Origin of the sequence: Mesorhizobium sp. M7D.F.Ca.US.005.01.1.1 (assembly GCF_003952545.1) — a bacterium.
Taxonomy (GTDB): domain Bacteria; phylum Pseudomonadota; class Alphaproteobacteria; order Rhizobiales; family Rhizobiaceae; genus Mesorhizobium; species Mesorhizobium loti.
This window is the reverse complement of sequence record NZ_CP034453.1, coordinates 4,467,748-4,487,620: the sequence shown is the minus strand read 5'-3', so window position 1 is coordinate 4,487,620 and position 19,873 is coordinate 4,467,748. Positions and strand designations below refer to the sequence as shown.

Here is a 19,873-nt window from a genome sequence, read left to right as displayed (position 1 = left end):
GAACGAGACTGAGAGGCAGCTACGATGGCCCGCGAATACAAAATCGAAGACTACCGCAATTTCGGTATCATGGCGCATATTGACGCCGGCAAGACGACGACCACCGAGCGCGTCCTCTATTACACGGGCAAGTCGCACAAGATCGGCGAAGTCCACGACGGCGCTGCCACCATGGATTGGATGGAGCAGGAGCAGGAGCGCGGCATCACCATCACGTCCGCCGCGACCACGACCTTCTGGAAGGGTCGCAGCGGCAAGATGTACCGCTTCAACATCATCGACACCCCCGGCCACGTCGACTTCACCATCGAAGTCGAGCGTTCGCTGCGCGTTCTCGACGGCGCCATCGCGCTGCTCGATGCCAATGCCGGCGTCGAGCCGCAGACGGAGACCGTCTGGCGCCAGGCCGACAAGTATCGCGTTCCGCGCATGATCTTCTGCAACAAGATGGACAAGATCGGCGCCGACTTCTACCGCTCGGTCGAGATGATCGGTTCGCGCCTAGGTGCACATGCCGTCGTCATGCAGCTGCCGATCGGCGCCGAGACCGAGTTCAAGGGCGTTGTCGACCTCGTCGAAATGAACGCGCTGGTCTGGCGCGACGAGACGCTGGGCGCTGCCTGGGACATCGTCGAGATCCCGGAAGACCTCAAGGCTCGTGCCGAAGAATACCGCGAGAAGATGATCGAGGCCGCCGTCGAAATGGACGAGACGGCGCTTGAGAATTACCTCGAAGGCAAGATGCCATCGAATGACGAGATCCGCGCGCTGATCCGCAAGGGCACCATCGCGGTGAAGTTCTATCCGATGTTCTGTGGCTCGGCCTTCAAGAACAAGGGCGTGCAGCCGCTGCTCGACGCCGTCGTCGAATATCTGCCGTCGCCGGCCGATGTTCCCGCCATCAAGGGCGTCGATGCCAAGACCGACGCCGAGATCGAGCGTCATGCCGACGACAACGAGCCGCTGTCGATGCTCGCCTTCAAGATCATGAACGACCCGTTCGTCGGTTCGCTGACCTTTGCCCGCATCTATTCGGGCAAGCTCACCAAGGGCATCTCGGTCGACAACACCGTGAAGGGCAAGAAAGAGCGCATCGGCCGCATGCTGCAGATGCATGCGAACTCGCGCGCCGACGTCGAAGAGGCTTTTGCCGGCGACATCGTTGCTCTTGCCGGTCTCAAGGACACGACCACCGGCGACACGCTCAGTGATCCGCTGCATCCGGTCATCCTCGAGCGCATGGAATTCCCCGATCCGGTCATCCAGATCGCCATCGAGCCGAAGACCAAGAACGACCAGGAAAAGATGGGCCTCGCCCTTCACCGCCTGGCCGCTGAGGATCCGTCCTTCCGCGTCAAGACCGATGAGGAAAGCGGCCAGACCATCATTTCCGGCATGGGCGAACTTCACCTCGACATCATCGTCGACCGCATGCGTCGCGAGTTCAAGGTCGAGGCCAATGTCGGCGCGCCGCAGGTGGCTTATCGCGAGACGATCACCCGCAGGCACGAGCAGGATTACACGCACAAGAAGCAGACCGGCGGTACCGGTCAGTTCGCTCGCGTCAAGATCGTCTTCGAGCCGAACCCGGACAGCAGCGAGTTCGAGTTCGATACCAAGATCGTCGGCGGTGCCGTGCCGAAGGAATACATCCCGGGTGTCGAAAAGGGTATCAACAGCGTCATGACCTCGGGTCCGTTCGCTGGCTTCCCGATGATCGGCGTCAAGGCGACGCTGATCGATGGCGCCTACCACGATGTTGACTCCAGCGTTCTGGCCTTCGAAATCGCCGGCCGCGCCTGCTTCCGTGAAGCCGCACCCAAGCTTGGCGTGCAGCTGCTCGAGCCGATCATGAAGGTCGAAGTCGTGACGCCGGAAGACTACGTCGGCAGCGTCATCGGCGATCTGAACGGTCGTCGTGGCCAGATACAGGGTCAGGAAGCGCGTGGCGTTGCAGTGGTCATCAACGCGATGGTGCCGCTCGCCAACATGTTCAAGTATGTCGACAATTTGCGCTCGATGAGCCAGGGCCGTGCGGCCTACACGATGCAGTTCGATCACTACGAGCCGGTCCCTACTGCGGTGGCCCAGGAAGTCCAGAAGAAATACGCGTAAGGGTTCTTTAGCCACCGGGTCGCGTCCTTTGCGCGGCGCCGGATCTGAAGAGCGAATAACAATTTCCCCCAAGCGGGTAGAATAGACGGAGAACGATTATGGCCAAAGGTAAATTCGAGCGTAACAAGCCTCACGTGAACATCGGCACGATTGGCCACGTCGACCATGGCAAGACGTCGCTGACGGCGGCGATCACCAAGTATTTTGGCGAATACAAGCGCTATGACCAGATCGACGCTGCCCCTGAAGAAAAGGCGCGCGGCATCACGATCTCGACGGCGCACGTCGAATACGAGACGGCCAACCGCCACTACGCTCACGTCGACTGCCCCGGCCACGCCGACTATGTGAAGAACATGATCACCGGTGCCGCGCAGATGGACGGCGCGATCCTGGTCGTGTCGGCTGCCGACGGCCCGATGCCGCAGACCCGCGAGCACATCCTGCTTGCCCGTCAGGTCGGCGTGCCGTCGATCGTGGTGTTCCTGAACAAGGTCGACCAGGTCGACGACGCGGAGCTGCTCGAACTGGTCGAGCTCGAGGTTCGCGAGCTTCTGACCAAGAACGAGTTCCCCGGCGACGACATTCCGATCGTCAAGGGTTCGGCTCTGGCTGCTTTGGAAGATTCGGACAAGAAGATCGGCGAAGACGCGATCCGCGAGCTGATGGCTGCGGTCGATGCCTACATCCCGACGCCGGTTCGTCCGCTCGACAAGCCGTTCCTGATGCCGATCGAAGACGTGTTCTCGATCTCGGGCCGCGGCACGGTGGTGACCGGCCGCGTCGAGCGTGGCATTGTCAAGGTTGGCGAGGAACTCGAGATCATCGGCATCCGTCCGACGACCAAGACGACCTGCACCGGCGTCGAGATGTTCCGCAAGCTGCTCGATCAGGGCCAGGCCGGCGACAACATCGGCGCGCTGCTGCGCGGCGTTGACCGTGAAGGTGTCGAGCGCGGCCAGGTTCTGGCCAAGCCCGGCACGGTGAAGCCGCACAAGAAGTTCGTGGCCGAAGCCTACATCCTGACCAAGGACGAAGGTGGCCGTCACACGCCGTTCTTCACCAACTACCGTCCGCAGTTCTACTTCCGCACGACCGACGTGACCGGCATCGTGTCGCTGCCGGAAGGCACCGAGATGGTGATGCCGGGCGACAACATCACGGTCGATGTCGAGCTGATCGTGCCGATCGCCATGGAAGAGAAGCTGCGCTTCGCCATCCGTGAAGGCGGCCGCACCGTCGGTGCCGGCATCGTCGTCACCATCAAAGAGTAATTTGGACTTAAACCGATCTGTCGCGGGCGCGGGAGTTGCCCGCGCCGCGCCAGAACAAGGAAGTGACGCATGAACGGACAGAATATCCGCATCCGCCTGAAGGCGTTTGACCACCGCGTGCTCGACGCCTCGACGAAGGAAATCGTGTCGACGGCCAAGCGTACCGGCGCAAACGTCCGCGGCCCCATTCCGCTGCCGACGCGGATCGAAAAGTTCACGGTCAACCGGTCGCCTCACGTCGACAAGAAGAGCCGCGAGCAGTTCGAGATGCGCACGCACAAGCGTCTGCTCGACATCGTCGATCCGACCCCGCAGACGGTCGATGCTTTGATGAAGCTCGATCTGGCCGCCGGCGTCGACGTCGAGATCAAGCTCTAAGGGAATGAGAGCGCGGTAAGGGGCGGTGCCCCTGGCCCGGAACTCTAAAGGAATTGAACCGATGCGTTCAGGTGTGATTGCAAAGAAGGTGGGAATGACCCGCATCTACAACGATGCCGGGGAACATGTTCCCGTCACCGTTCTCCTGATGGAGAACTGCCAGGTCGTGGCCCAGCGCACGCAAGAGAAGAATGGCTACACCGCCGTTCAGCTCGGCGTTGGCCTTGCCAAGGTGAAGAACACGTCGAAGGCGATGCGCGGCCATTTCGCGACCGCTTCCGTCGAGCCGAAGGCGAAGGTCGCCGAGTTCCGCGTCTCCGCCGACAACATGATCGATGTCGGCGCCGAGATCACCGTCGAACATTTCGTCGCCGGCCAGAAGGTCGATGTGACGGGCACGACGATCGGCAAGGGTTTTCAGGGCGTCATCAAGCGCCACCACATGGGCGGTGGCCGTGCAACGCACGGTAACTCGGTTTCGCACCGTACGCACGGTTCGACCGGTCAGCGCCAGGACCCGGGTAAGGTGTTCAAGGGCAAGCATATGGCTGGCCACATGGGCGACACCCGCGTCACCACGCAGAATGTCGAGATCGTATCGACCGACGCCGACCGCGGCCTGATCCTGATCCGCGGTGCGGTTCCCGGATCGAAGGGCGCCTGGATCCTGGTCCGCGATGCGGCCAAGGTGGCGCTGCCGGCCAATGCGCCGAAGCCTGCCGCGATCCGCGCCGTCGCTGCCGAAAGTGGCGCCAAGAACGAGGCTCCGGCCACAGAGGGAGCGGAATAATGGATCTCAAGATCACAACGCTGGGCGGCAAGGACGCCGGCAAGGTGGAACTCTCCGACGAGATTTTCGGCCTTGATCCGCGCGAAGACATCCTGCAGCGCGTCGTGCGCTGGCAGCTTGCCAAGAAGCAGCAGGGCACGCACAAGGCCAAGGGCCGCGCCGAGATCGCGCGCACCGGTGCCAAGATGTACAAGCAGAAGGGTACGGGCCGCGCCCGTCACCATTCGGCACGCGCTCCGCAGTTCCGCGGCGGCGGCAAGGCCCACGGCCCGGTCGTTCGCAGCCACGAGCACGAACTGCCGAAGAAGGTTCGTGCGCTCGGCCTCAAGCATGCTCTCTCGGCCAAGGCCAAGAGCGCGTCGATCATCATCATCGACGAGCTGAAGCTGACCGAGGCCAAGACGAAGGCGCTGATCGCGAATTTCGCGACGCTGGGCCTGACCAACGCTTTGCTGATCGGCGGCGCCGAGCTTGACAAGAACTTCAAGCTGGCGGCGACGAACATCCCCAACATCGACGTGCTGCCCATTCAGGGCATCAACGTCTACGACATTCTGCGCCGCGGCACGCTGGTCCTTTCGAAGGCCGCCGTCGAGGCTCTCGAGGAGCGCTTTAAATGACCGACCTTCGTCACTACGACGTGATCGTCTCGCCGGCGATCACCGAAAAGTCGACCATGGCCTCCGAGCAGAACCAGGTCGTCTTCAACGTCGCCAAGAAGGCGTCGAAGCCGGAAATCAAGGCCGCCGTCGAAGCGCTGTTCGGCGTCAAGGTGATGGCCGTGAACACGCTTGTCCGCAAGGGCAAGATCAAGCGCTTCCGTGGCACGGTTGGCCGCCAGAGCGACGTCAAGAAGGCGATTGTGACGCTGGCCGATGGCCAGTCGATCGACGTCGCGACGGGTCTCTGAGCAAGGCCGCGAGGACAGAAACATGGCACTGAAAAAATTCAACCCGGTAACGCCCAGCACCCGTCAGCTGGTCATCGTCGACCGCTCGGGCCTCTACAAGGGCAAGCCCGTCAAGGGTCTGACCGAAGGCCTGACCAAGTCGGGCGGCCGCAACAACCACGGCCGCATCACCGCCCGCTTCATCGGCGGTGGTCACAAGCGTTCGTACCGCATCATCGACTTCAAGCGCCGCAAGTTCGACGTCGTCGGCACGGTCGAGCGCATTGAATACGATCCGAACCGCACTGCCTTCATCGCGCTGATCAAGTACGACGATGGCGAGCTGTCCTACATCATCGCTCCGCAGCGTCTGGCTCCCGGCGACAAGATCGTGTCCGGTGAATCGGTCGACGTGAAGCCGGGCAATGCGATGCCGCTGGCTTCGATGCCGGTCGGCACCATCGTCCACAACATCGAGCTGAAGCCGGGCAAGGGCGCTCAGGTCGCCCGTTCGGCAGGTGGTTACGGTCAGCTGGTCGGTCGTGACCAGGGCATGGCGATCCTGCGCCTCAATTCGGGCGAGCAGCGTGTCGTTCACGGCTCCTGCATGGCCACTGTCGGCGCCGTGTCCAATCCGGACCACGGCAACATCAATGACGGCAAGGCCGGTCGCACGGTTTGGCGTGGCAAGCGCCCGCACAATCGCGGCGTGACCATGAACCCGGTCGACCATCCGCACGGCGGCGGCGAAGGCCGCACCTCGGGTGGCCGCCATCCGGTTTCGCCCTGGGGCAAGCCGACCAAGGGCAAGAAGACGCGGTCCAACAAGGCGACCGACAAGTTCATCCTGCGCTCGCGCCATCAGCGCAAGAGCTAAGAAGAGGTAACGCCAAGTGACTCGTTCGATTTGGAAAGGCCCCTTCATTGACGGCTACCTTCTCAAGAAGGTGGACAAGGTTCGTGAAGGTGGTCGCAATGAGGTGATCAAGATGTGGAGCCGTCGCTCCACCATCCTGCCGCAGTTCGTCGGCTTCACCTTCGGTGTCTACAACGGCCAGAAGCATGTTCCCGTCTCGGTGAACGAGGACATGGTCGGTCACAAGTTCGGTGAATTCGCTCCGACCCGGACCTATTACGGTCACGGCGCGGATAAGAAGGCGAAGAGGAAATAATCATGGGCAAGGCCAAAGCTCCGCGCAGGCTTGCTGATAACGAAGCGCGCGCCGTATTGCGCACGATCCGTATCAGCCCGCAGAAGCTGAACCTCGTTGCCGCGCTGATCCGCGGCAAGAAGGTCGCGACAGCGCTTTCCGATCTCGAATTCTCGGCCAAGCGGATTTCCGGCACGGTCAAGAAGACGCTGGAATCGGCAATCGCCAACGCGGAAAACAACCACGACCTGGATGTCGATGCACTGATCGTGGCGGAAGCCTATGTCGGCAAGTCGATCGTCATGAAGCGGTTCCATGCCCGTGGCCGTGGTCGCGCCAGCCGTATCGAGAAGCCGTTCTCGCACCTCACGATCGTCGTTCGTGAAGTCGAAGAAAAAGGGGAGGCCGCATAATGGGCCAGAAAGTCAATCCGATCGGTCTTCGCCTCGGCATCAACCGCACCTGGGATTCGCGCTGGTTCGCGAACACCGGCGAGTACGGCAAGCTGCTGCATGAGGACATCAAGATCCGCAAGTATCTCGAGAAGGAGCTCAAGCAGGCTGCCATCTCGAAGGTCGTGATCGAGCGTCCGCACAAGAAGTGCCGCGTCACCATTCACGCCGCGCGCCCAGGTCTGATCATCGGCAAGAAGGGCGCCGACATCGAGAAGCTTCGCAAGAAGCTGATGGAGATGACGAAGTCCGAGACGCACCTCAACATCGTTGAAGTGCGTAAGCCGGAAATCGACGCGACCCTGGTCGCTCAGTCGATTGCCCAGCAGCTCGAGCGTCGTATTGCGTTCCGCCGCGCCATGAAGCGTGCCGTTCAGTCGGCGATGCGCCTCGGTGCCGAAGGCATCCGCATCAACTGCGCCGGCCGTCTCGGCGGCGCCGAGATCGCGCGCATGGAATGGTATCGCGAAGGCCGCGTGCCGCTGCATACGCTGCGTGCGGACGTCGACTACGGCACGGCCGAAGCGCACACCGCTTACGGCATCTGCGGCGTCAAGGTCTGGGTGTTCAAGGGCGAGATCCTTGAGCATGACCCGATGGCTTCGGAGCGTCGGGCCAGCGAAAGCGATGCAGCGCATGGCGGTGGTGGTGATCGCGAACGCGGTCGTCGTCGCGAAAACGCCTGAGACATTTAGGAATTTGGAGTTAGAACGATGCTGCAGCCAAAGCGCACAAAGTTCCGCAAGCAGTTCAAGGGCCGTATCCATGGCACCGCAAAGGGCGGCACCAACCTGGATTTCGGTGGTTTCGGGCTGAAGGCGCTTGAGCCGAACCGCGTCACCGCACGTGAGATTGAGGCGGCCCGCCGCGCGATCACTCGTGAAATGAAGCGCGCTGGTCGCGTCTGGATCCGTATTTTCCCGGACGTGCCGGTCACTTCGAAGCCGACCGAAGTCCGCATGGGTAAGGGCAAGGGCGCGGTCGATTATTGGGCGGCGCGCGTCAAGCCGGGCCGCATCATGTTCGAGATCGACGGCGTCAATGAAGAAACCGCCCGTGAGGCACTGCGTCTCGGCGCGGCCAAGCTCTCGGTCAAGACGCGCTTCGTGCAGCGCATCGCAGAATAAGGACGGGCTGATATGAAAGCCGAAGACATCCGGACCAAGACCCAGGACCAGCTGACCGACGACCTGGCCAGCCTGAAGAAGGAGCAGTTCAATCTGCGCTTCCAGAAGGCCACCGGCCAGCTCGAGAAGACCGCGCGCGTGAGACAGGTCCGTAAGGACATTGCGCGTATCAAGACCATCGCTGCGGAAAAGTCCGCGGCTAAGAAGGCTTAAGGACGAAAACCATGCCAAAGCGCATTCTGCAGGGCACCGTCGTCAGCGACAAGAACGAGAAGACGGTTGTCGTCAAGGTCGAACGGCGCTTCACGCATCCCGTGATGAAGAAGACCGTGCGCATGACCAAGAAGTACAAGGCGCACGACGAGAACAACGCCCACAAGGTAGGCGATCAGGTGTTCATCCAGGAATCGAAGCCGATTTCCAAGGATAAGCGCTGGATCGTCGTGTCTTCGGACCAGGCGTAAACAACGAATTTTGGACAGACCGGGGAGGGGCTTTGAGCCCATCCCGTTAGAAAAGAAGAAGGCGGCCAGTCATGATTCAGATGCAAACAAACCTCGACGTCGCGGATAATTCCGGCGCCCGTCGTGTCATGTGCATCAAGGTGCTGGGCGGCTCGAAGCGGAAATACGCTTCTGTGGGCGACATCATCGTGGTGTCGATCAAGGAAGCCATTCCGCGCGGCCGCGTAAAGAAGGGCGATGTGATGAAGGCGGTCGTGGTTCGCACGGCCAAGGACATCCGCCGCCCGGACGGCAGCGTGATCCGTTTCGACAAGAACGCGGCCGTTCTCGTCGACAACAAGAAAGAGCCGATCGGCACGCGTATCTTCGGACCGGTTCCGCGCGAACTCCGCGCCAAGAACCACATGAAGATCATCTCGCTCGCGCCTGAAGTGCTGTAAGGAGCCGGACCAATGCAAAAGATTAGAAAAGGCGACAAGGTCGTCGTGCTGGCCGGCAAGGACAAGGGCCGTTCGGGCGAAGTCCTCTCGGTACAGCCGAAGGAAGACACCGCGCTGGTGCGCGGCGTCAACATGATCCGTCGTCACCAGAAGCAGTCCCAGTCCCAAGAGGGCGGGATCATCACCAAGGAAGCGCCGATCCAGCTGTCGAACATCGCGCTGGCCGACCCCAAGGATGGCAAGCCGACCCGCGTCGGTTTCATCTTCCAGAAGGACGGCAAGAAGGTGCGCGTCGCCAAGCGCTCGGGAGAAGTCATCAATGGCTAAGGCTCAAACCACGAAGCCCAAGGCTGAAAGCAAACAGTCCAAGGCTCAGAACACGCCGCGCCTCAAGCAGGTCTACAATGAGACCATCCGCAAGGCGCTGCAGGAACAGTTCGGCTACGACAATGAGATGCAGGTTCCACGCATCGACAAGATCGTGCTGAACATGGGCGTTGGCGAAGCGACCGCCGATTCGAAGAAGCCTTCGATCGCGGCCGAAGACCTGGCCATGATCGCCGGCCAGAAGGCCGTCGTCACCCGCGCCCGCAACTCGATCGCCGGCTTCAAGGTCCGCGAGAAGATGCCGATCGGCGCCAAGGTCACGCTGCGCAAGGAACGCATGTACGAGTTCCTCGATCGCCTCGTGAACATCGCACTGCCACGCGTCCGCGACTTCCGCGGACTGAATCCGAAGAGCTTCGATGGCCGTGGCAACTATGCCATGGGCATCAAGGAACACATCGTGTTCCCGGAGATCAACTACGACAAGGTTGATCAGATCTGGGGCATGGACGTCATCGTTTGTACGACTGCGAAGACGGACGACGAAGCCAGGGCATTGCTCAAGGCCTTCAACTTCCCCTTCCGCCAGTAACGGCAGCGAGAAAAGGAAAAATCTGAAATGGCAAAGACCAGCTCAGTCGAGAAGAACAACAGGCGCCGCAAGCTTGCCGACCAGTACGGTCCCAAGCGGGCTGCCCTGAAGGCGATCATCATGGATCAGTCCAAGCCGATGGAAGAGCGCTTCCGCGCTCAGCTCAAGCTTGCTGCCATGCCGCGCAACTCGGCCAAGATCCGCATCCGCAACCGCTGCGAAGTCACCGGCCGTCCGCGCGCCTACTATCGCAAGCTCAAAGTATCGCGCATCGCGCTTCGTGATCTCGGCAATAACGGCCAGATCCCGGGCCTGGTCAAGTCGAGCTGGTAAGGAGGACATAACATGTCATTGAGCGATCCTCTCGGCGATATGCTGACCCGCATCCGCAACGCGTATGGCCGCAAGAAGTCGAGCGTTTCGACGCCGGCTTCGCGTCTGCGCACCCGCGTCCTCGACGTGCTGAAGGCTGAAGGCTATATCCGTGATTACAGCCAGACCGACTTCGACAACGGCAAGTCCGAAATCGAGATCGAGTTGAAGTATTTCGACGGCGCGCCGGTCGTGCGCGAAATCGCCCGTGTCTCGAAGCCAGGCCGCCGCGTCTATGTTTCGGCCAAGTCGATTCCGCAGGTTGCCAACGGCCTCGGCATCGCCATCCTTTCGACACCGAAAGGCGTGATGGCCGACCACGAAGCACGTGAACAGAATGTCGGCGGTGAAATCCTCTGCCAGATCTTCTGATCTGGCAGTTGACCGCAAAGTGGAATCCGGTCTTCGGATCGTTCCCGAAGACAGAGACCTGAAACAAGAGAAGTGACGAGGACAACAAAATGTCTCGTATTGGAAAGAAACCCGTTTCGCTGCCGCAGGGCGTGACCGCGACCGTCAATGGCCAGACCGTGACGGCGAAGGGCCCCAAGGGTGAGCTGAAGTTCGTGGTGAACGACGAAGTCCTGGTCAAGATGGAAGGCAGCGAGATCGCTGTCCAGCCGCGCGACCAGACCAAGACCGCCCGCTCCAAGTGGGGCATGTCGCGCACGCAGATCGTCAACATCCTGCAGGGCGTCAAGGACGGTTTCGAAAAGAAGCTCGAGATCACCGGCGTCGGCTATCGCGCGGCACTTCAGGGCAAGAACCTGCAGCTGGCACTTGGCTTCAGCCATGACGTCGTCTACGAGACGCCGCAGGGCATCACCATCACGGTGCCGAAGCCGACTGAAATCACCGTGGCCGGCATCGACAAGCAGCAGGTCGGCCAGGTTGCGGCCGAGATCCGCGAGTATCGTGGTCCCGAGCCCTACAAGGGCAAGGGCGTCCGCTATGCTGGCGAGAAGATCGTCCGCAAGGAAGGCAAGAAGAAGTAGTGGGCTTGGCCCCGAAAGGTTGAAGACTTTTCGAAAAAGACCAAGCTAAGGAAGTGCAACGCCGCGGGGAGCGGTCGCGGGAGGCGCATTCGCCTACCGCACATGGCGGCCCCCGTTTTTTGAAGGCAAGGAACTATCATGGCTACCAAGGAATCCATCCAGCGCCGCGCGCAGCGCGTCCGCCGTCAGATCAAGAAGGTCGCTGGTGAGCGCCCGCGTCTGTCGGTCCACCGCACGTCGAAGAACATCTACGTGCAGGTCATCGACGACGCCAAGGGCCACACCATTGCCGCCGCTTCGACGCTCGAGAAGGACCTCAAGGGTTCGCTCAAGACCGGTGCCGACACCGCCGCTGCCGCCGCGATCGGCAAGCTGATCGCCGAGCGCGCCACCAAGGCCGGCGTCAAGGAAGTCGTCTTCGACCGTGGCGCCTACATCTATCACGGCCGCGTCAAGGCGCTCGCCGAGGCTGCCCGCGAAGGCGGTCTTAGCTTCTAAGCATGATCCCGAAAAGTTGCAGACTTTTCGGATAAAGATTATGCGAAGGAAATGATTTCGCCCCCGGTGACCCACAGAGGCGCCGGATCTTATCAGCAACCGTGCTTCCGGAAAAAAACAAGGAACAGGATATGGCACAGGAACGTAGGGATGGCGGCCGCGGCCGCGATCGTGAAGAACGCGATGACGGCATGGTGGACAAGCTCGTCCACATCAACCGCGTCGCCAAGGTCGTCAAGGGCGGCCGTCGCTTCGGTTTTGCAGCACTCGTCGTCGTCGGCGACCAGAAGGGCCGCGTCGGCTTTGGTCACGGCAAGGCGCGCGAAGTGCCGGAAGCTATCCGCAAGGCAACTGAATCGGCCAAGCGCGACATGATCTTCGTGCCGCTGCGCTCGGGTCGTACGCTGCATCACGACGTCGAAGGACGCTGGGGCGCGGGACGCGTGCTGCTGCGCGCTGCCAAGCAAGGTACCGGCATCATCGCCGGTGGCCCGATGCGCGCTGTCTTCGAGACGCTCGGCATGCATGACGTGGTCGCCAAGTCGATGGGTTCGTCGAACCCCTACAACATGGTTCGCGCCACCTTCGACGCGCTGAAGAGCCAGATGCATCCCAAGGATGTGGCTGCTGCTCGCGGCATCAAGTATTCGACCCTTCAGGCCCGCCGCGGCACCGCCGTTGCGGCTGAAGAATAGTCGATCTGACCAGGGATTTTGACCATGGCCAAGAAAGCAACCAAGACCATCACCGTTGAGCAGATCGGTTCGCCGATCCGCCGTCCGAAGGAACAGCGCGCGACGCTGGTCGGCCTCGGCCTCAACAAGATGCACAAGCAGCGCACACTGGAAGATACGCCCTCCGTGCGCGGCATGATCGCTGCCGTCCAGCATCTCGTCCGCGTCGTGGACGAGGGCTGAGCCAGAGCGCAGGAGAACTCAGATGAAACTCAACGATCTGCGTGACAAGGACGGCGCGACGCACTCCAAGAAGCGTCTCGGCCGTGGTATCGGCTCCGGCTCCGGCAAGACCGGCGGCCGCGGCGTCAAGGGCCAGAAGGCACGCTCCGGCGTCGCCATCAACGGCTTCGAGGGTGGCCAGATGCCGCTCTACCGGCGCCTGCCGAAGCGTGGCTTCAACAACATCTTCGCCAAGAGCTTCACTGTCGTGTCGCTGGCCCGCATCCAGGTGGCCATCGACGCCAAGAAGCTCGACGCCAAGGCAACCGTGACGGCTGAATCGCTGGTTGCCGCCGGCGTCATCCGCCGCGTCAAGGACGGTGTGCGCATCCTCTCGGACGGCGAGATCAAGGCGAAGCTGGCCTTTGACGTTGCCGGCGCCTCCAAGGCCGCGATCGAGAAGATCGAAAAGGCCGGCGGTTCGGTCAAGCTGCCGCAGGAAAAGGCAGCTGCTGAGTAACAGCAATTTGAAGCGCGATCGGCCGGAGCGGGATCCGTTCTTGCTCACGATTGCGCTTTGATCTGCTCGATTAGGCGGCCGCGTCAACGCGGCCGCTTGCATGTTTAGAGCCCGGAGCTTATCTCGTGAGCTTCGGTGAAACGCACCGCCTGACCTCAAGGGCCATCAAGCGTTACCAAGCGGAGAATCAGGCATGGCTTCGGCTGCTGAACAATTAGCCTCGAATCTGAATTTCTCGGCCTTCGCCAAGGCGGAGGATCTTAAGAAACGCATCTGGTTCACGATCGGCGCGCTGCTCGTCTATCGCCTCGGCACCTACATTCCGCTTCCCGGTATCAATCCCGACGCCTTCGCTCAGGCCTTCTCCTCACAGAGCAAGGGCGTGCTCGGCATGTTCAACATGTTCGCCGGCGGCGCCGTGCAGCGCATGGCGATCTTTGCGCTCGGCATCATGCCTTACATCTCCGCCTCCATCATCATGCAGCTGATGACCTCGGTCATCCCGTCGCTGGAAGCGCTGAAGAAGGAAGGCGAACAGGGCCGCAAGGTCATCAACCAGTACACACGCTACGGCACCGTGCTTTTGGCGCTGGTTCAGGCCTATGGTATTTCGGTGGGCCTCGAAGGCGGCAACGGCATCGTCAGCGATCCCGGCATGTTCTTCCGTATCTCGACCGTCGTCACGCTGGTCGGCGGCACCATGTTCCTGATGTGGCTGGGCGAGCAGATCACCGCCCGCGGCATCGGCAACGGCATTTCGCTGATCATCTTCTCCGGCATCGTCGCCGGCCTGCCGCACGCCATCTCCGGCACGCTGGAGCTTGGCCGCACCGGCGCGCTGTCGACCGGCCTGATCCTGGCGATCATCGTGCTGGCCATCGTCGTCATTGCGCTCATCGTGTTCTTCGAGCGCGCCCAGCGCCGCTTGCTGATCCAGTATCCGAAGCGCCAGGTCGGCAACCGCATGTTCCAGGGCGATACCTCGCACCTGCCGCTGAAGCTCAACACATCGGGCGTCATTCCGCCGATCTTCGCCTCGTCGCTGCTGTTGCTGCCGGCCACCGTCGCCGGCTTCTCGCAGACGACCAACATGCCGGCCTGGGCAAGCACCGTGCTCGCCTCGCTCGGCCACGGCCAGCCGCTCTACATGGCATTCTATGCGGCGATGATCGTGTTCTTCGCCTTCTTCTACACTGCGATTGTCTTCAACCCGAAGGACACCGCCGACCAGCTCAAGAAGCATTCGGGCTTCATCCCGGGCTATCGTCCGGGCGAGCGCACTGCCGATTACATCGATTACGTTCTCACCCGCATCACCGTCGTCGGCGCCATCTATCTGGTGCTGGTGTGCCTGCTGCCGGAGTTCCTGATCTCGGCGACTGGCGTACCATTCTACCTTGGTGGCACATCGCTTCTGATCGTGGTCAGTGTCACGCTCGATACGGTTGCGCAGATTCAGGGTCACCTGATTGCGCACCAGTATGAAGGCCTGATCAAGAAGTCGAAGCTGCGCGGGGGGAAGAAAGCCAGATGAGGTTGATATTGCTTGGGCCGCCAGGAGCGGGCAAGGGGACGCAAGCACAAAGACTGGTAGAAAAACACGGCATACCCCAGCTTTCGACGGGCGACATGCTGCGTGCTGCCGTCCAGGCAGGCACCGAAGTCGGCAAGCGCGCCAAGGCGGTGATGGATGCCGGTGAGCTGGTCTCCGACGCCATCGTCAACGCGATCGTCGCCGAGCGTATCGATCAGGCAGATTGTGCCAAGGGGTTCATCCTCGACGGATATCCGCGGACCCTGGTGCAGGCGGACGCGGTCGAGCAGATGCTTTCGGATCGCTCCCAGGGCCTCGACGCCGTCGTTGAACTCGTCGTCGACGACAAGGCGCTGGTTGGGCGTATAGTCAAGCGCGCCAACGAGGCACAGGCCGCCGGTCTGCCCGTTCGCAAGGACGACAATCCGACCGTGTTCGAAGAGCGTCTGAGGGAATACTACAAGAAGACGTCGCCGCTGATTGGCTACTACTACGCCAAGGGCAAGCTCCGGAGCGTCGACGGCATGGCCGATATCGATGCCGTGACGGAACAGATCGAAGCGGTGCTCAAGGACGCAACGCGGGGAAATTAACGATTGCACTTGACGGAAGCGGTTCGCTGCGGTATGGCGGCCCGTCTTCCTATCAGGCATGAGCTTTGCTTGTCCGCAAGGGCAAGGCAGCTGCTTTGAACTGGAAACTCCCGCATGGGCCGGCCTCCACCGGACGCGGGGCAACTTAAGATAGCGCCGGGCCTGCCTTGTTTTTGAGGATTGGCCGGCCCACATGGAGAAGGGAAGAACATGGCTCGTATAGCCGGCGTCAATATTCCGACCAACAAGCGCGTTGTCATTGCGCTTCAGTACATTCACGGCATTGGCAAGAAGTTCGCCCAGGAGATCGTCGACAAGGTCGGCATCCCGGCCGAGCGTCGCGTCAACCAGCTGACCGACGCGGAAGTGCTGCAGATCCGCGAAACCATCGACCGCGACTACCAGGTCGAAGGCGACCTGCGCCGCGAAGTCTCGATGAACATCAAGCGGCTCATGGACCTCGGCTGCTACCGCGGCCTGCGTCACCGCCGCTCGCTGCCGGTCCGCGGCCAGCGCACGCATACCAATGCGCGCACCCGCAAGGGCCCGGCCAAGTCGATCGCCGGCAAGAAGAAGTAATTTAGGGCAGTAAGGGAGTAGGGCGGTAAGGCAATAGGATCGGCAGACATACTGCCCTACTGCCATATTCCCCTGCTGCCTTTCTCCTAGGTGGAGCCGCTGGCATTACGGCGGTGTAGAGATCAACTGAAAGGACTGTCATGGCCAAGGAAGCCGCTCGTGTTCGCCGTCGCGAACGCAAGAACATCTCGTCGGGCGTTGCCCACGTCAATTCGACCTTCAACAACACGATGATCACCATCACCGACGCGCAGGGCAATTCGATTGCCTGGTCGTCGGCCGGTGCCCAGGGCTTCAAGGGGTCGCGCAAGTCGACCCCGTTCGCTGCTCAGATGGCTGCCGAGGATGTTGCCAAGAAGGCCCAGGAACACGGCATGCGCATGCTCGAAGTCGAGGTCTGCGGACCTGGCTCCGGTCGTGAGTCGGCATTGCGCGCCCTGCAGGCGGCAGGCTTCACCATCACCTCGATCCGTGATGTGACGCCGATCCCGCACAATGGCTGCCGCCCGCGCAAGAAGCGTCGCGTCTAAGCAATTTACCGAACGTCGCGCGAGCGCCCCTTGGGCGCTCCTCCACGGCATTCCAGGTCGCCCGCCACGATTGGATGGTGGCGGGTCAACGGAAGGAAAGCATCATGATCCAGAAAAATTGGCAGGAACTGATCAAGCCGAACAAGATCGAGTTCTCGTCGAAGAAGAAGACGCTGACCACGCTGGTCGCCGAGCCGCTCGAGCGTGGCTTTGGCCTGACGCTGGGCAACGCGCTGCGCCGCGTGCTTCTGTCTTCGCTGCGCGGTGCGGCTGTTACCGCCGTGCAGATCGACGGCGTTCTGCATGAATTCTCGTCCATCGCCGGCGTGCGCGAGGACGTGACCGACATCGTGTTGAATATCAAGGAAATCGCTATCCGTATGGAAGGCGATGGCCCCAAGCGCATGGTCGTTCGCAAGCAGGGACCGGGTGCGGTTCTCGCCGGCGACATCCAGACGGTTGGCGACGTTGAGATCCTCAACCCCGACCACGTCATCTGCACGCTGGACGAAGGCGCTGAAATCCGCATGGAATTCACCGTCGACACCGGCAAGGGTTACGTGCCGGCCGACCGCAACCGCGCCGAAGACGCGCCGATCGGCCTGATCCCGGTCGACAGCCTCTATTCGCCGGTCAAGAAGGTCTCCTACAAGGTCGAGAACACCCGCGAGGGCCAAGTTCTCGATTATGACAAGCTGACCATGACGATCGAGACCGACGGTTCGATCACCGGCGAGGACGCGGTGGCTTTCGCCGCCCGCATCCTGCAGGACCAGCTCGGCCTGTTCGTCAACTTCGACGAGCCGCAGAAGGAAGTCGCTGCCGAGGCCGTCACCGAGCTCGCCTTCAACCCGGCGCTGCTCAAGAAGGTCGACGAACTCGAGCTTTCGGTGCGTTCGGCCAACTGCCTGAAGAACGACAACATCGTCTATATCGGCGACCTGATCCAGAAGACCGAAGCCGAGATGCTGCGCACCCCGAACTTCGGCCGCAAGTCGCTGAACGAGATCAAGGAAGTTCTCGCGGCGATGGGCCTGCACCTCGGCATGGAAGTGCCGGACTGGCCGCCGGAAAACATCGAAGACCTCGCCAAGCGTTACGAAGACCAATATTGAGCATGAATTCCAAGGATCGGCGGCGTGGGCCGCTCGATCCGACGGTCATGCGGAAAACCATCAGAGGCCGCGGCCTCTTGAACAACTGAAGAAGGAAAAGAGCCATGCGCCACGGTTTCAAAGGCCGTCGCTTCGCCCGAAGCATTAGCCATCGCAAGTCGATGTTCGCCAACCTCGCCGTGTCGCTGCTCGAGCACGAGCAGATCGTCACGACCTTGCCGAAGGCGAAGGATTTGCGTCCGATCGTCGAGAAGCTGGTGACGCTCGGCAAGCGTGGCGACCTGCACGCCCGCCGCCAGGTGATTGCCCAGATCGGTAACGAAGGCGTCGTCAAGCGCCTGTTCGACACCATCGCTCCGCGCTATGCCAACCGCAACGGCGGCTATCTGCGCATCATGAAGGCCGGCTTCCGCCACGGTGACAACGCCGCGATGGCCGTCATCGAGTTCGTCGATCGCGACACCTCGGCCAAGGGCGCCGGCGACCGCGCTCGTATCGAAGCCGAAGGCACCGACGCGGACGCCGCAGCCGCATAAGGCTCGGTTCTCCGGATTGAATTCAAAGGGGCCTGCGGGCCCCTTTTTTGTTTTCTGGAAGCAGTAGATTGCGGCCAAAGCCGATCTTTTGGCCAGAACCAAGGGTGTTTGCCCAAAATAATCGGATTTCAGCGGCTTAGCCTTTCATTTTGCACAATCGTCGGGACAATGCCCCCGAACTTGCCTTGGAGGATTCGTGAATGCGCGCCAACCGACTGTCCCTTGTTCTGCTCTTCGCCATGATGGCGTTTGCGGCCGCGCCGGTGGTCAGGCAGGCGTTGGCCGAGGAGACCAAGACCGATCCCGGTCTGTCCGATGTGCTGACCGATCTGCTGCATGGCGTCGAAGGCGAGAACGCCACGTCTGGTCCCGACAAGCGTGTGCCGTTCGGCCGCGAGGAGGTGCAGCTGTCGTTTGCGCCGCTGGTCAAGCAGACGGCGCCGGCCGTGGTCAATGTCTATGCCTCGCAGACCGCCAAGGTGACATCGCCTTTCGACGGCGATCCCTTCTTCGAGGAATTCTTCGGTCGTTCGCAACCGCGGGCGCAGTCTTCCCTGGGTTCCGGCGTGCTGGTCGACCCGACCGGCGTCGTGGTCACCAATTACCACGTCATCAAGGATGCCGATCAGGTCAAGGTGGCGACCGCGGACGGGCGCGAGTTCGACAGCAAGGTGCTGCTCAAGGACGAGACGCTCGACCTTGCCGTGCTCAAGATCACCTCGGACAAGCCGTTTCCGGTCATTGCCATCGGTGATTCCGATGCGCTCGAGGTCGGCGATCTGCTGCTGGCCATCGGCAACCCCTTTGGCGTCGGTCAGACCACCACCAGCGGTATCGTCTCGGCACTTGCCCGCAGCCATATCGGTGTTTCCGACTCAAGCTTCTTCATCCAGACCGACGCCGCAATCAATCCGGGCAATTCCGGCGGTGCGCTGATCAACATGGGCGGCCAGCTGGTCGGCATCAACACGGCCATCTACAGCCGCAGCGGCGGCTCAATCGGCATTGGCTTTGCCATTCCCTCGAACATGGTTCGCGCCTTTGCCGACGCGGCCAAGGCCGGGCTCGACTTCTTCGAGCGGCCCTATATCGGCGCCGAGTTCGAAGCGGTGACGCCGCAGATCGCCGAATCGCTCGGCATGGAGAAGCCGACCGGTGCACTGGTCTCGTCCGTCGAGGCGACCGGACCGGCCGCCAAGGCAGGGCTCAAGCCCGGTGACGTCGTGCTGCAGCTCAACGGCAAGCCGGTCGAAAGCATCGAAGCTCTGGACTACCGGATGGCGACGCTGTCGATAGGCACCGCCGCGAATTTCGCGGTTCTGACCAAAGGCCAGCAAGCGGCGATGGACATCGCGCTGGAGCGCGCTCCGGAAGGCATGAAGGCTGCCGAAGTGACGCTGCACGGCCGCAGCCCGTTCTCAGGCGCCAAGGTCGCGGAACTGTCGCCTCGGCTCGCCCAGAAGCTTGGCCTGCGCACCGACATCAAGGGCGTCACCGTGGTCGACATCAACCGCGATTCGCCGGCCGCCGATTTCGGTTTCCAGCCGGGCGACATCGTGCGCGAAGTGAACGGCACCACCATCGATACCGCCGCGACCCTGGAGCAGGCGGCCAAGACGGATACGCGCTGGTGGCGCTTTACCGTAGAGCGTGGCGGGCAGATACTGCGTCAGGTGTTGCGTTATTAGAGCACGACCCATGAATTC

30 protein-coding genes are annotated in these 19,873 nt (G+C 61.6%); all 30 read left to right on the top strand.

Annotated elements, in window-relative coordinates; translation table 11 throughout:
• Positions 1-24 precede the first annotated feature (24 nt).
• A complete protein-coding gene (fusA, locus tag EJ076_RS21585; RefSeq protein ID WP_126069211.1) occupies positions 25-2,115 on the top strand; it encodes an elongation factor G in 2,091 nt (696 codons plus the stop codon).
• Positions 2,116-2,213: 98 nt separating this feature from the next.
• On the top strand, positions 2,214-3,389 hold the full coding sequence (tuf, locus tag EJ076_RS21580; RefSeq protein ID WP_126069210.1) for an elongation factor Tu: 1,176 nt from the start codon (positions 2,214-2,216) through the stop codon (positions 3,387-3,389).
• Between the two features lie 69 nt (positions 3,390-3,458).
• Entirely contained in the window at positions 3,459-3,767 is a 309-nt protein-coding gene (gene rpsJ / locus EJ076_RS21575; RefSeq protein ID WP_010909272.1) for a 30S ribosomal protein S10, read from the top strand.
• Between the two features lie 61 nt (positions 3,768-3,828).
• The gene (gene rplC, locus EJ076_RS21570) at positions 3,829-4,557 is read left to right on the top strand and encodes a 50S ribosomal protein L3 (protein WP_013531422.1); all 729 of its coding nucleotides are present in this window, start codon (positions 3,829-3,831) and stop codon (positions 4,555-4,557) included.
• A complete protein-coding gene (gene rplD / locus EJ076_RS21565) occupies positions 4,557-5,177 on the top strand; it encodes a 50S ribosomal protein L4 (protein WP_056588603.1) in 621 nt (206 codons plus the stop codon). The genes rplC and rplD overlap by 1 nt, the downstream gene beginning before the upstream one ends.
• Positions 5,174-5,467: a 50S ribosomal protein L23 gene (locus EJ076_RS21560; protein WP_023757976.1), complete on the top strand. Its 294-nt coding sequence runs from the start codon at positions 5,174-5,176 to the stop codon at positions 5,465-5,467. Before rplD ends, EJ076_RS21560 begins: the two co-directional genes overlap by 4 nt.
• A 22-nt stretch (positions 5,468-5,489) precedes the next feature.
• The gene (gene rplB / locus EJ076_RS21555) at positions 5,490-6,323 is read left to right on the top strand and encodes a 50S ribosomal protein L2 (RefSeq protein ID WP_024505067.1); all 834 of its coding nucleotides are present in this window, start codon (positions 5,490-5,492) and stop codon (positions 6,321-6,323) included.
• 16 nt (positions 6,324-6,339) lie between these two features.
• Complete coding sequence (rpsS, locus tag EJ076_RS21550) at positions 6,340-6,618, top strand: 30S ribosomal protein S19 (RefSeq protein WP_006205463.1); 279 nt, start codon at positions 6,340-6,342, stop codon at positions 6,616-6,618.
• Between the two features lie 2 nt (positions 6,619-6,620).
• Positions 6,621-7,010, top strand: coding sequence for a 50S ribosomal protein L22 (gene rplV, locus EJ076_RS21545; RefSeq protein ID WP_006205462.1), 390 nt, complete (start codon positions 6,621-6,623; stop codon positions 7,008-7,010).
• Positions 7,010-7,735 (top strand): 30S ribosomal protein S3, encoded by a 726-nt coding sequence (gene rpsC, locus EJ076_RS21540; RefSeq protein ID WP_013531426.1) that lies wholly within the window; start codon positions 7,010-7,012, stop codon positions 7,733-7,735. The genes rplV and rpsC overlap by 1 nt, the downstream gene beginning before the upstream one ends.
• A 27-nt stretch (positions 7,736-7,762) precedes the next feature.
• Positions 7,763-8,176 carry a 50S ribosomal protein L16 gene (gene rplP, locus EJ076_RS21535; protein WP_013531427.1) on the top strand — a complete coding sequence of 138 codons (414 nt, stop codon included), beginning with the start codon at positions 7,763-7,765 and terminating at the stop codon, positions 8,174-8,176.
• A gap of 12 nt (positions 8,177-8,188) precedes the next feature.
• Positions 8,189-8,389: a 50S ribosomal protein L29 gene (gene rpmC, locus EJ076_RS21530; protein ID WP_006205459.1), complete on the top strand. Its 201-nt coding sequence runs from the start codon at positions 8,189-8,191 to the stop codon at positions 8,387-8,389.
• A gap of 11 nt (positions 8,390-8,400) precedes the next feature.
• Positions 8,401-8,640 carry a 30S ribosomal protein S17 gene (gene rpsQ / locus EJ076_RS21525; RefSeq protein ID WP_010909280.1) on the top strand — a complete coding sequence of 80 codons (240 nt, stop codon included), beginning with the start codon at positions 8,401-8,403 and terminating at the stop codon, positions 8,638-8,640.
• A gap of 71 nt (positions 8,641-8,711) precedes the next feature.
• Positions 8,712-9,080 (top strand): 50S ribosomal protein L14, encoded by a 369-nt coding sequence (gene rplN, locus EJ076_RS21520; RefSeq protein WP_006205457.1) that lies wholly within the window; start codon positions 8,712-8,714, stop codon positions 9,078-9,080.
• Positions 9,081-9,092: 12 nt separating this feature from the next.
• The gene (gene rplX, locus EJ076_RS21515; RefSeq protein WP_013531428.1) at positions 9,093-9,407 is read left to right on the top strand and encodes a 50S ribosomal protein L24; all 315 of its coding nucleotides are present in this window, start codon (positions 9,093-9,095) and stop codon (positions 9,405-9,407) included.
• Positions 9,400-9,999 (top strand): 50S ribosomal protein L5, encoded by a 600-nt coding sequence (gene rplE, locus EJ076_RS21510; RefSeq protein WP_013531429.1) that lies wholly within the window; start codon positions 9,400-9,402, stop codon positions 9,997-9,999. Before rplX ends, rplE begins: the two co-directional genes overlap by 8 nt.
• Positions 10,000-10,026: 27 nt before the next feature.
• Positions 10,027-10,332, top strand: coding sequence for a 30S ribosomal protein S14 (gene rpsN, locus EJ076_RS21505; protein ID WP_013895695.1), 306 nt, complete (start codon positions 10,027-10,029; stop codon positions 10,330-10,332).
• A gap of 12 nt (positions 10,333-10,344) precedes the next feature.
• Positions 10,345-10,743, top strand: coding sequence for a 30S ribosomal protein S8 (rpsH, locus tag EJ076_RS21500; RefSeq protein ID WP_013531431.1), 399 nt, complete (start codon positions 10,345-10,347; stop codon positions 10,741-10,743).
• A gap of 89 nt (positions 10,744-10,832) precedes the next feature.
• Entirely contained in the window at positions 10,833-11,366 is a 534-nt protein-coding gene (gene rplF, locus EJ076_RS21495) for a 50S ribosomal protein L6 (protein WP_013531432.1), read from the top strand.
• Positions 11,367-11,504: 138 nt separating this feature from the next.
• Positions 11,505-11,864: a 50S ribosomal protein L18 gene (gene rplR / locus EJ076_RS21490; protein ID WP_032925343.1), complete on the top strand. Its 360-nt coding sequence runs from the start codon at positions 11,505-11,507 to the stop codon at positions 11,862-11,864.
• A gap of 131 nt (positions 11,865-11,995) precedes the next feature.
• Positions 11,996-12,559, top strand: a complete 564-nt coding sequence (gene rpsE / locus EJ076_RS21485) for a 30S ribosomal protein S5 (protein ID WP_006333394.1) — start codon at positions 11,996-11,998, stop codon at positions 12,557-12,559.
• Between the two features lie 24 nt (positions 12,560-12,583).
• Positions 12,584-12,781 (top strand): 50S ribosomal protein L30, encoded by a 198-nt coding sequence (gene rpmD, locus EJ076_RS21480; protein WP_006205449.1) that lies wholly within the window; start codon positions 12,584-12,586, stop codon positions 12,779-12,781.
• 22 nt (positions 12,782-12,803) lie between these two features.
• Entirely contained in the window at positions 12,804-13,280 is a 477-nt protein-coding gene (gene rplO, locus EJ076_RS21475; protein WP_013531434.1) for a 50S ribosomal protein L15, read from the top strand.
• 193 nt (positions 13,281-13,473) lie between these two features.
• Positions 13,474-14,814: a preprotein translocase subunit SecY gene (gene secY, locus EJ076_RS21470; protein ID WP_126069209.1), complete on the top strand. Its 1,341-nt coding sequence runs from the start codon at positions 13,474-13,476 to the stop codon at positions 14,812-14,814.
• Positions 14,811-15,407, top strand: coding sequence for an adenylate kinase (locus tag EJ076_RS21465; RefSeq protein ID WP_056588612.1), 597 nt, complete (start codon positions 14,811-14,813; stop codon positions 15,405-15,407). Before secY ends, EJ076_RS21465 begins: the two co-directional genes overlap by 4 nt.
• Positions 15,408-15,617: 210 nt before the next feature.
• Positions 15,618-15,986 carry a 30S ribosomal protein S13 gene (rpsM, locus tag EJ076_RS21460; RefSeq protein ID WP_006205445.1) on the top strand — a complete coding sequence of 123 codons (369 nt, stop codon included), beginning with the start codon at positions 15,618-15,620 and terminating at the stop codon, positions 15,984-15,986.
• A 140-nt stretch (positions 15,987-16,126) separates the two neighbouring features.
• Positions 16,127-16,516, top strand: coding sequence for a 30S ribosomal protein S11 (gene rpsK / locus EJ076_RS21455; protein WP_006205444.1), 390 nt, complete (start codon positions 16,127-16,129; stop codon positions 16,514-16,516).
• A 104-nt stretch (positions 16,517-16,620) separates the two neighbouring features.
• Complete coding sequence (locus tag EJ076_RS21450) at positions 16,621-17,631, top strand: DNA-directed RNA polymerase subunit alpha (protein WP_013531438.1); 1,011 nt, start codon at positions 16,621-16,623, stop codon at positions 17,629-17,631.
• 104 nt (positions 17,632-17,735) lie between these two features.
• Positions 17,736-18,167, top strand: a complete 432-nt coding sequence (gene rplQ, locus EJ076_RS21445; RefSeq protein ID WP_027057011.1) for a 50S ribosomal protein L17 — start codon at positions 17,736-17,738, stop codon at positions 18,165-18,167.
• Between the two features lie 200 nt (positions 18,168-18,367).
• Entirely contained in the window at positions 18,368-19,855 is a 1,488-nt protein-coding gene (locus tag EJ076_RS21440; RefSeq protein WP_126069208.1) for a DegQ family serine endoprotease, read from the top strand.
• Positions 19,856-19,873: the final 18 nt, after the last annotated feature.

Bases quoted from the DNA above. Each gene is read 5' to 3' on its own strand.
- fusA (WP_126069211.1), top strand. From the start codon at position 25: ATGGCCCGCGAATACAAAATCGAAGACTACCGCAATTTCGGTATCATG.
- tuf (WP_126069210.1), top strand. From the start codon at position 2,214: ATGGCCAAAGGTAAATTCGAGCGTAACAAGCCTCACGTGAACATCGGC.
- rpsJ (WP_010909272.1), top strand. From the start codon at position 3,459: ATGAACGGACAGAATATCCGCATCCGCCTGAAGGCGTTTGACCACCGC.
- rplC (WP_013531422.1), top strand. From the start codon at position 3,829: ATGCGTTCAGGTGTGATTGCAAAGAAGGTGGGAATGACCCGCATCTAC.
- rplD (WP_056588603.1), top strand. From the start codon at position 4,557: ATGGATCTCAAGATCACAACGCTGGGCGGCAAGGACGCCGGCAAGGTG.
- EJ076_RS21560 (WP_023757976.1), top strand. From the start codon at position 5,174: ATGACCGACCTTCGTCACTACGACGTGATCGTCTCGCCGGCGATCACC.
- rplB (WP_024505067.1), top strand. From the start codon at position 5,490: ATGGCACTGAAAAAATTCAACCCGGTAACGCCCAGCACCCGTCAGCTG.
- rplV (WP_006205462.1), top strand. From the start codon at position 6,621: ATGGGCAAGGCCAAAGCTCCGCGCAGGCTTGCTGATAACGAAGCGCGC.
- rpsC (WP_013531426.1), top strand. From the start codon at position 7,010: ATGGGCCAGAAAGTCAATCCGATCGGTCTTCGCCTCGGCATCAACCGC.
- rplP (WP_013531427.1), top strand. From the start codon at position 7,763: ATGCTGCAGCCAAAGCGCACAAAGTTCCGCAAGCAGTTCAAGGGCCGT.
- rpmC (WP_006205459.1), top strand. From the start codon at position 8,189: ATGAAAGCCGAAGACATCCGGACCAAGACCCAGGACCAGCTGACCGAC.
- rpsQ (WP_010909280.1), top strand. From the start codon at position 8,401: ATGCCAAAGCGCATTCTGCAGGGCACCGTCGTCAGCGACAAGAACGAG.
- rplN (WP_006205457.1), top strand. From the start codon at position 8,712: ATGATTCAGATGCAAACAAACCTCGACGTCGCGGATAATTCCGGCGCC.
- rplX (WP_013531428.1), top strand. From the start codon at position 9,093: ATGCAAAAGATTAGAAAAGGCGACAAGGTCGTCGTGCTGGCCGGCAAG.
- rplE (WP_013531429.1), top strand. From the start codon at position 9,400: ATGGCTAAGGCTCAAACCACGAAGCCCAAGGCTGAAAGCAAACAGTCC.
- rpsN (WP_013895695.1), top strand. From the start codon at position 10,027: ATGGCAAAGACCAGCTCAGTCGAGAAGAACAACAGGCGCCGCAAGCTT.
- rpsH (WP_013531431.1), top strand. From the start codon at position 10,345: ATGTCATTGAGCGATCCTCTCGGCGATATGCTGACCCGCATCCGCAAC.
- rplF (WP_013531432.1), top strand. From the start codon at position 10,833: ATGTCTCGTATTGGAAAGAAACCCGTTTCGCTGCCGCAGGGCGTGACC.
- rplR (WP_032925343.1), top strand. From the start codon at position 11,505: ATGGCTACCAAGGAATCCATCCAGCGCCGCGCGCAGCGCGTCCGCCGT.
- rpsE (WP_006333394.1), top strand. From the start codon at position 11,996: ATGGCACAGGAACGTAGGGATGGCGGCCGCGGCCGCGATCGTGAAGAA.
- rpmD (WP_006205449.1), top strand. From the start codon at position 12,584: ATGGCCAAGAAAGCAACCAAGACCATCACCGTTGAGCAGATCGGTTCG.
- rplO (WP_013531434.1), top strand. From the start codon at position 12,804: ATGAAACTCAACGATCTGCGTGACAAGGACGGCGCGACGCACTCCAAG.
- secY (WP_126069209.1), top strand. From the start codon at position 13,474: ATGGCTTCGGCTGCTGAACAATTAGCCTCGAATCTGAATTTCTCGGCC.
- EJ076_RS21465 (WP_056588612.1), top strand. From the start codon at position 14,811: ATGAGGTTGATATTGCTTGGGCCGCCAGGAGCGGGCAAGGGGACGCAA.
- rpsM (WP_006205445.1), top strand. From the start codon at position 15,618: ATGGCTCGTATAGCCGGCGTCAATATTCCGACCAACAAGCGCGTTGTC.
- rpsK (WP_006205444.1), top strand. From the start codon at position 16,127: ATGGCCAAGGAAGCCGCTCGTGTTCGCCGTCGCGAACGCAAGAACATC.
- EJ076_RS21450 (WP_013531438.1), top strand. From the start codon at position 16,621: ATGATCCAGAAAAATTGGCAGGAACTGATCAAGCCGAACAAGATCGAG.
- rplQ (WP_027057011.1), top strand. From the start codon at position 17,736: ATGCGCCACGGTTTCAAAGGCCGTCGCTTCGCCCGAAGCATTAGCCAT.
- EJ076_RS21440 (WP_126069208.1), top strand. From the start codon at position 18,368: ATGCGCGCCAACCGACTGTCCCTTGTTCTGCTCTTCGCCATGATGGCG.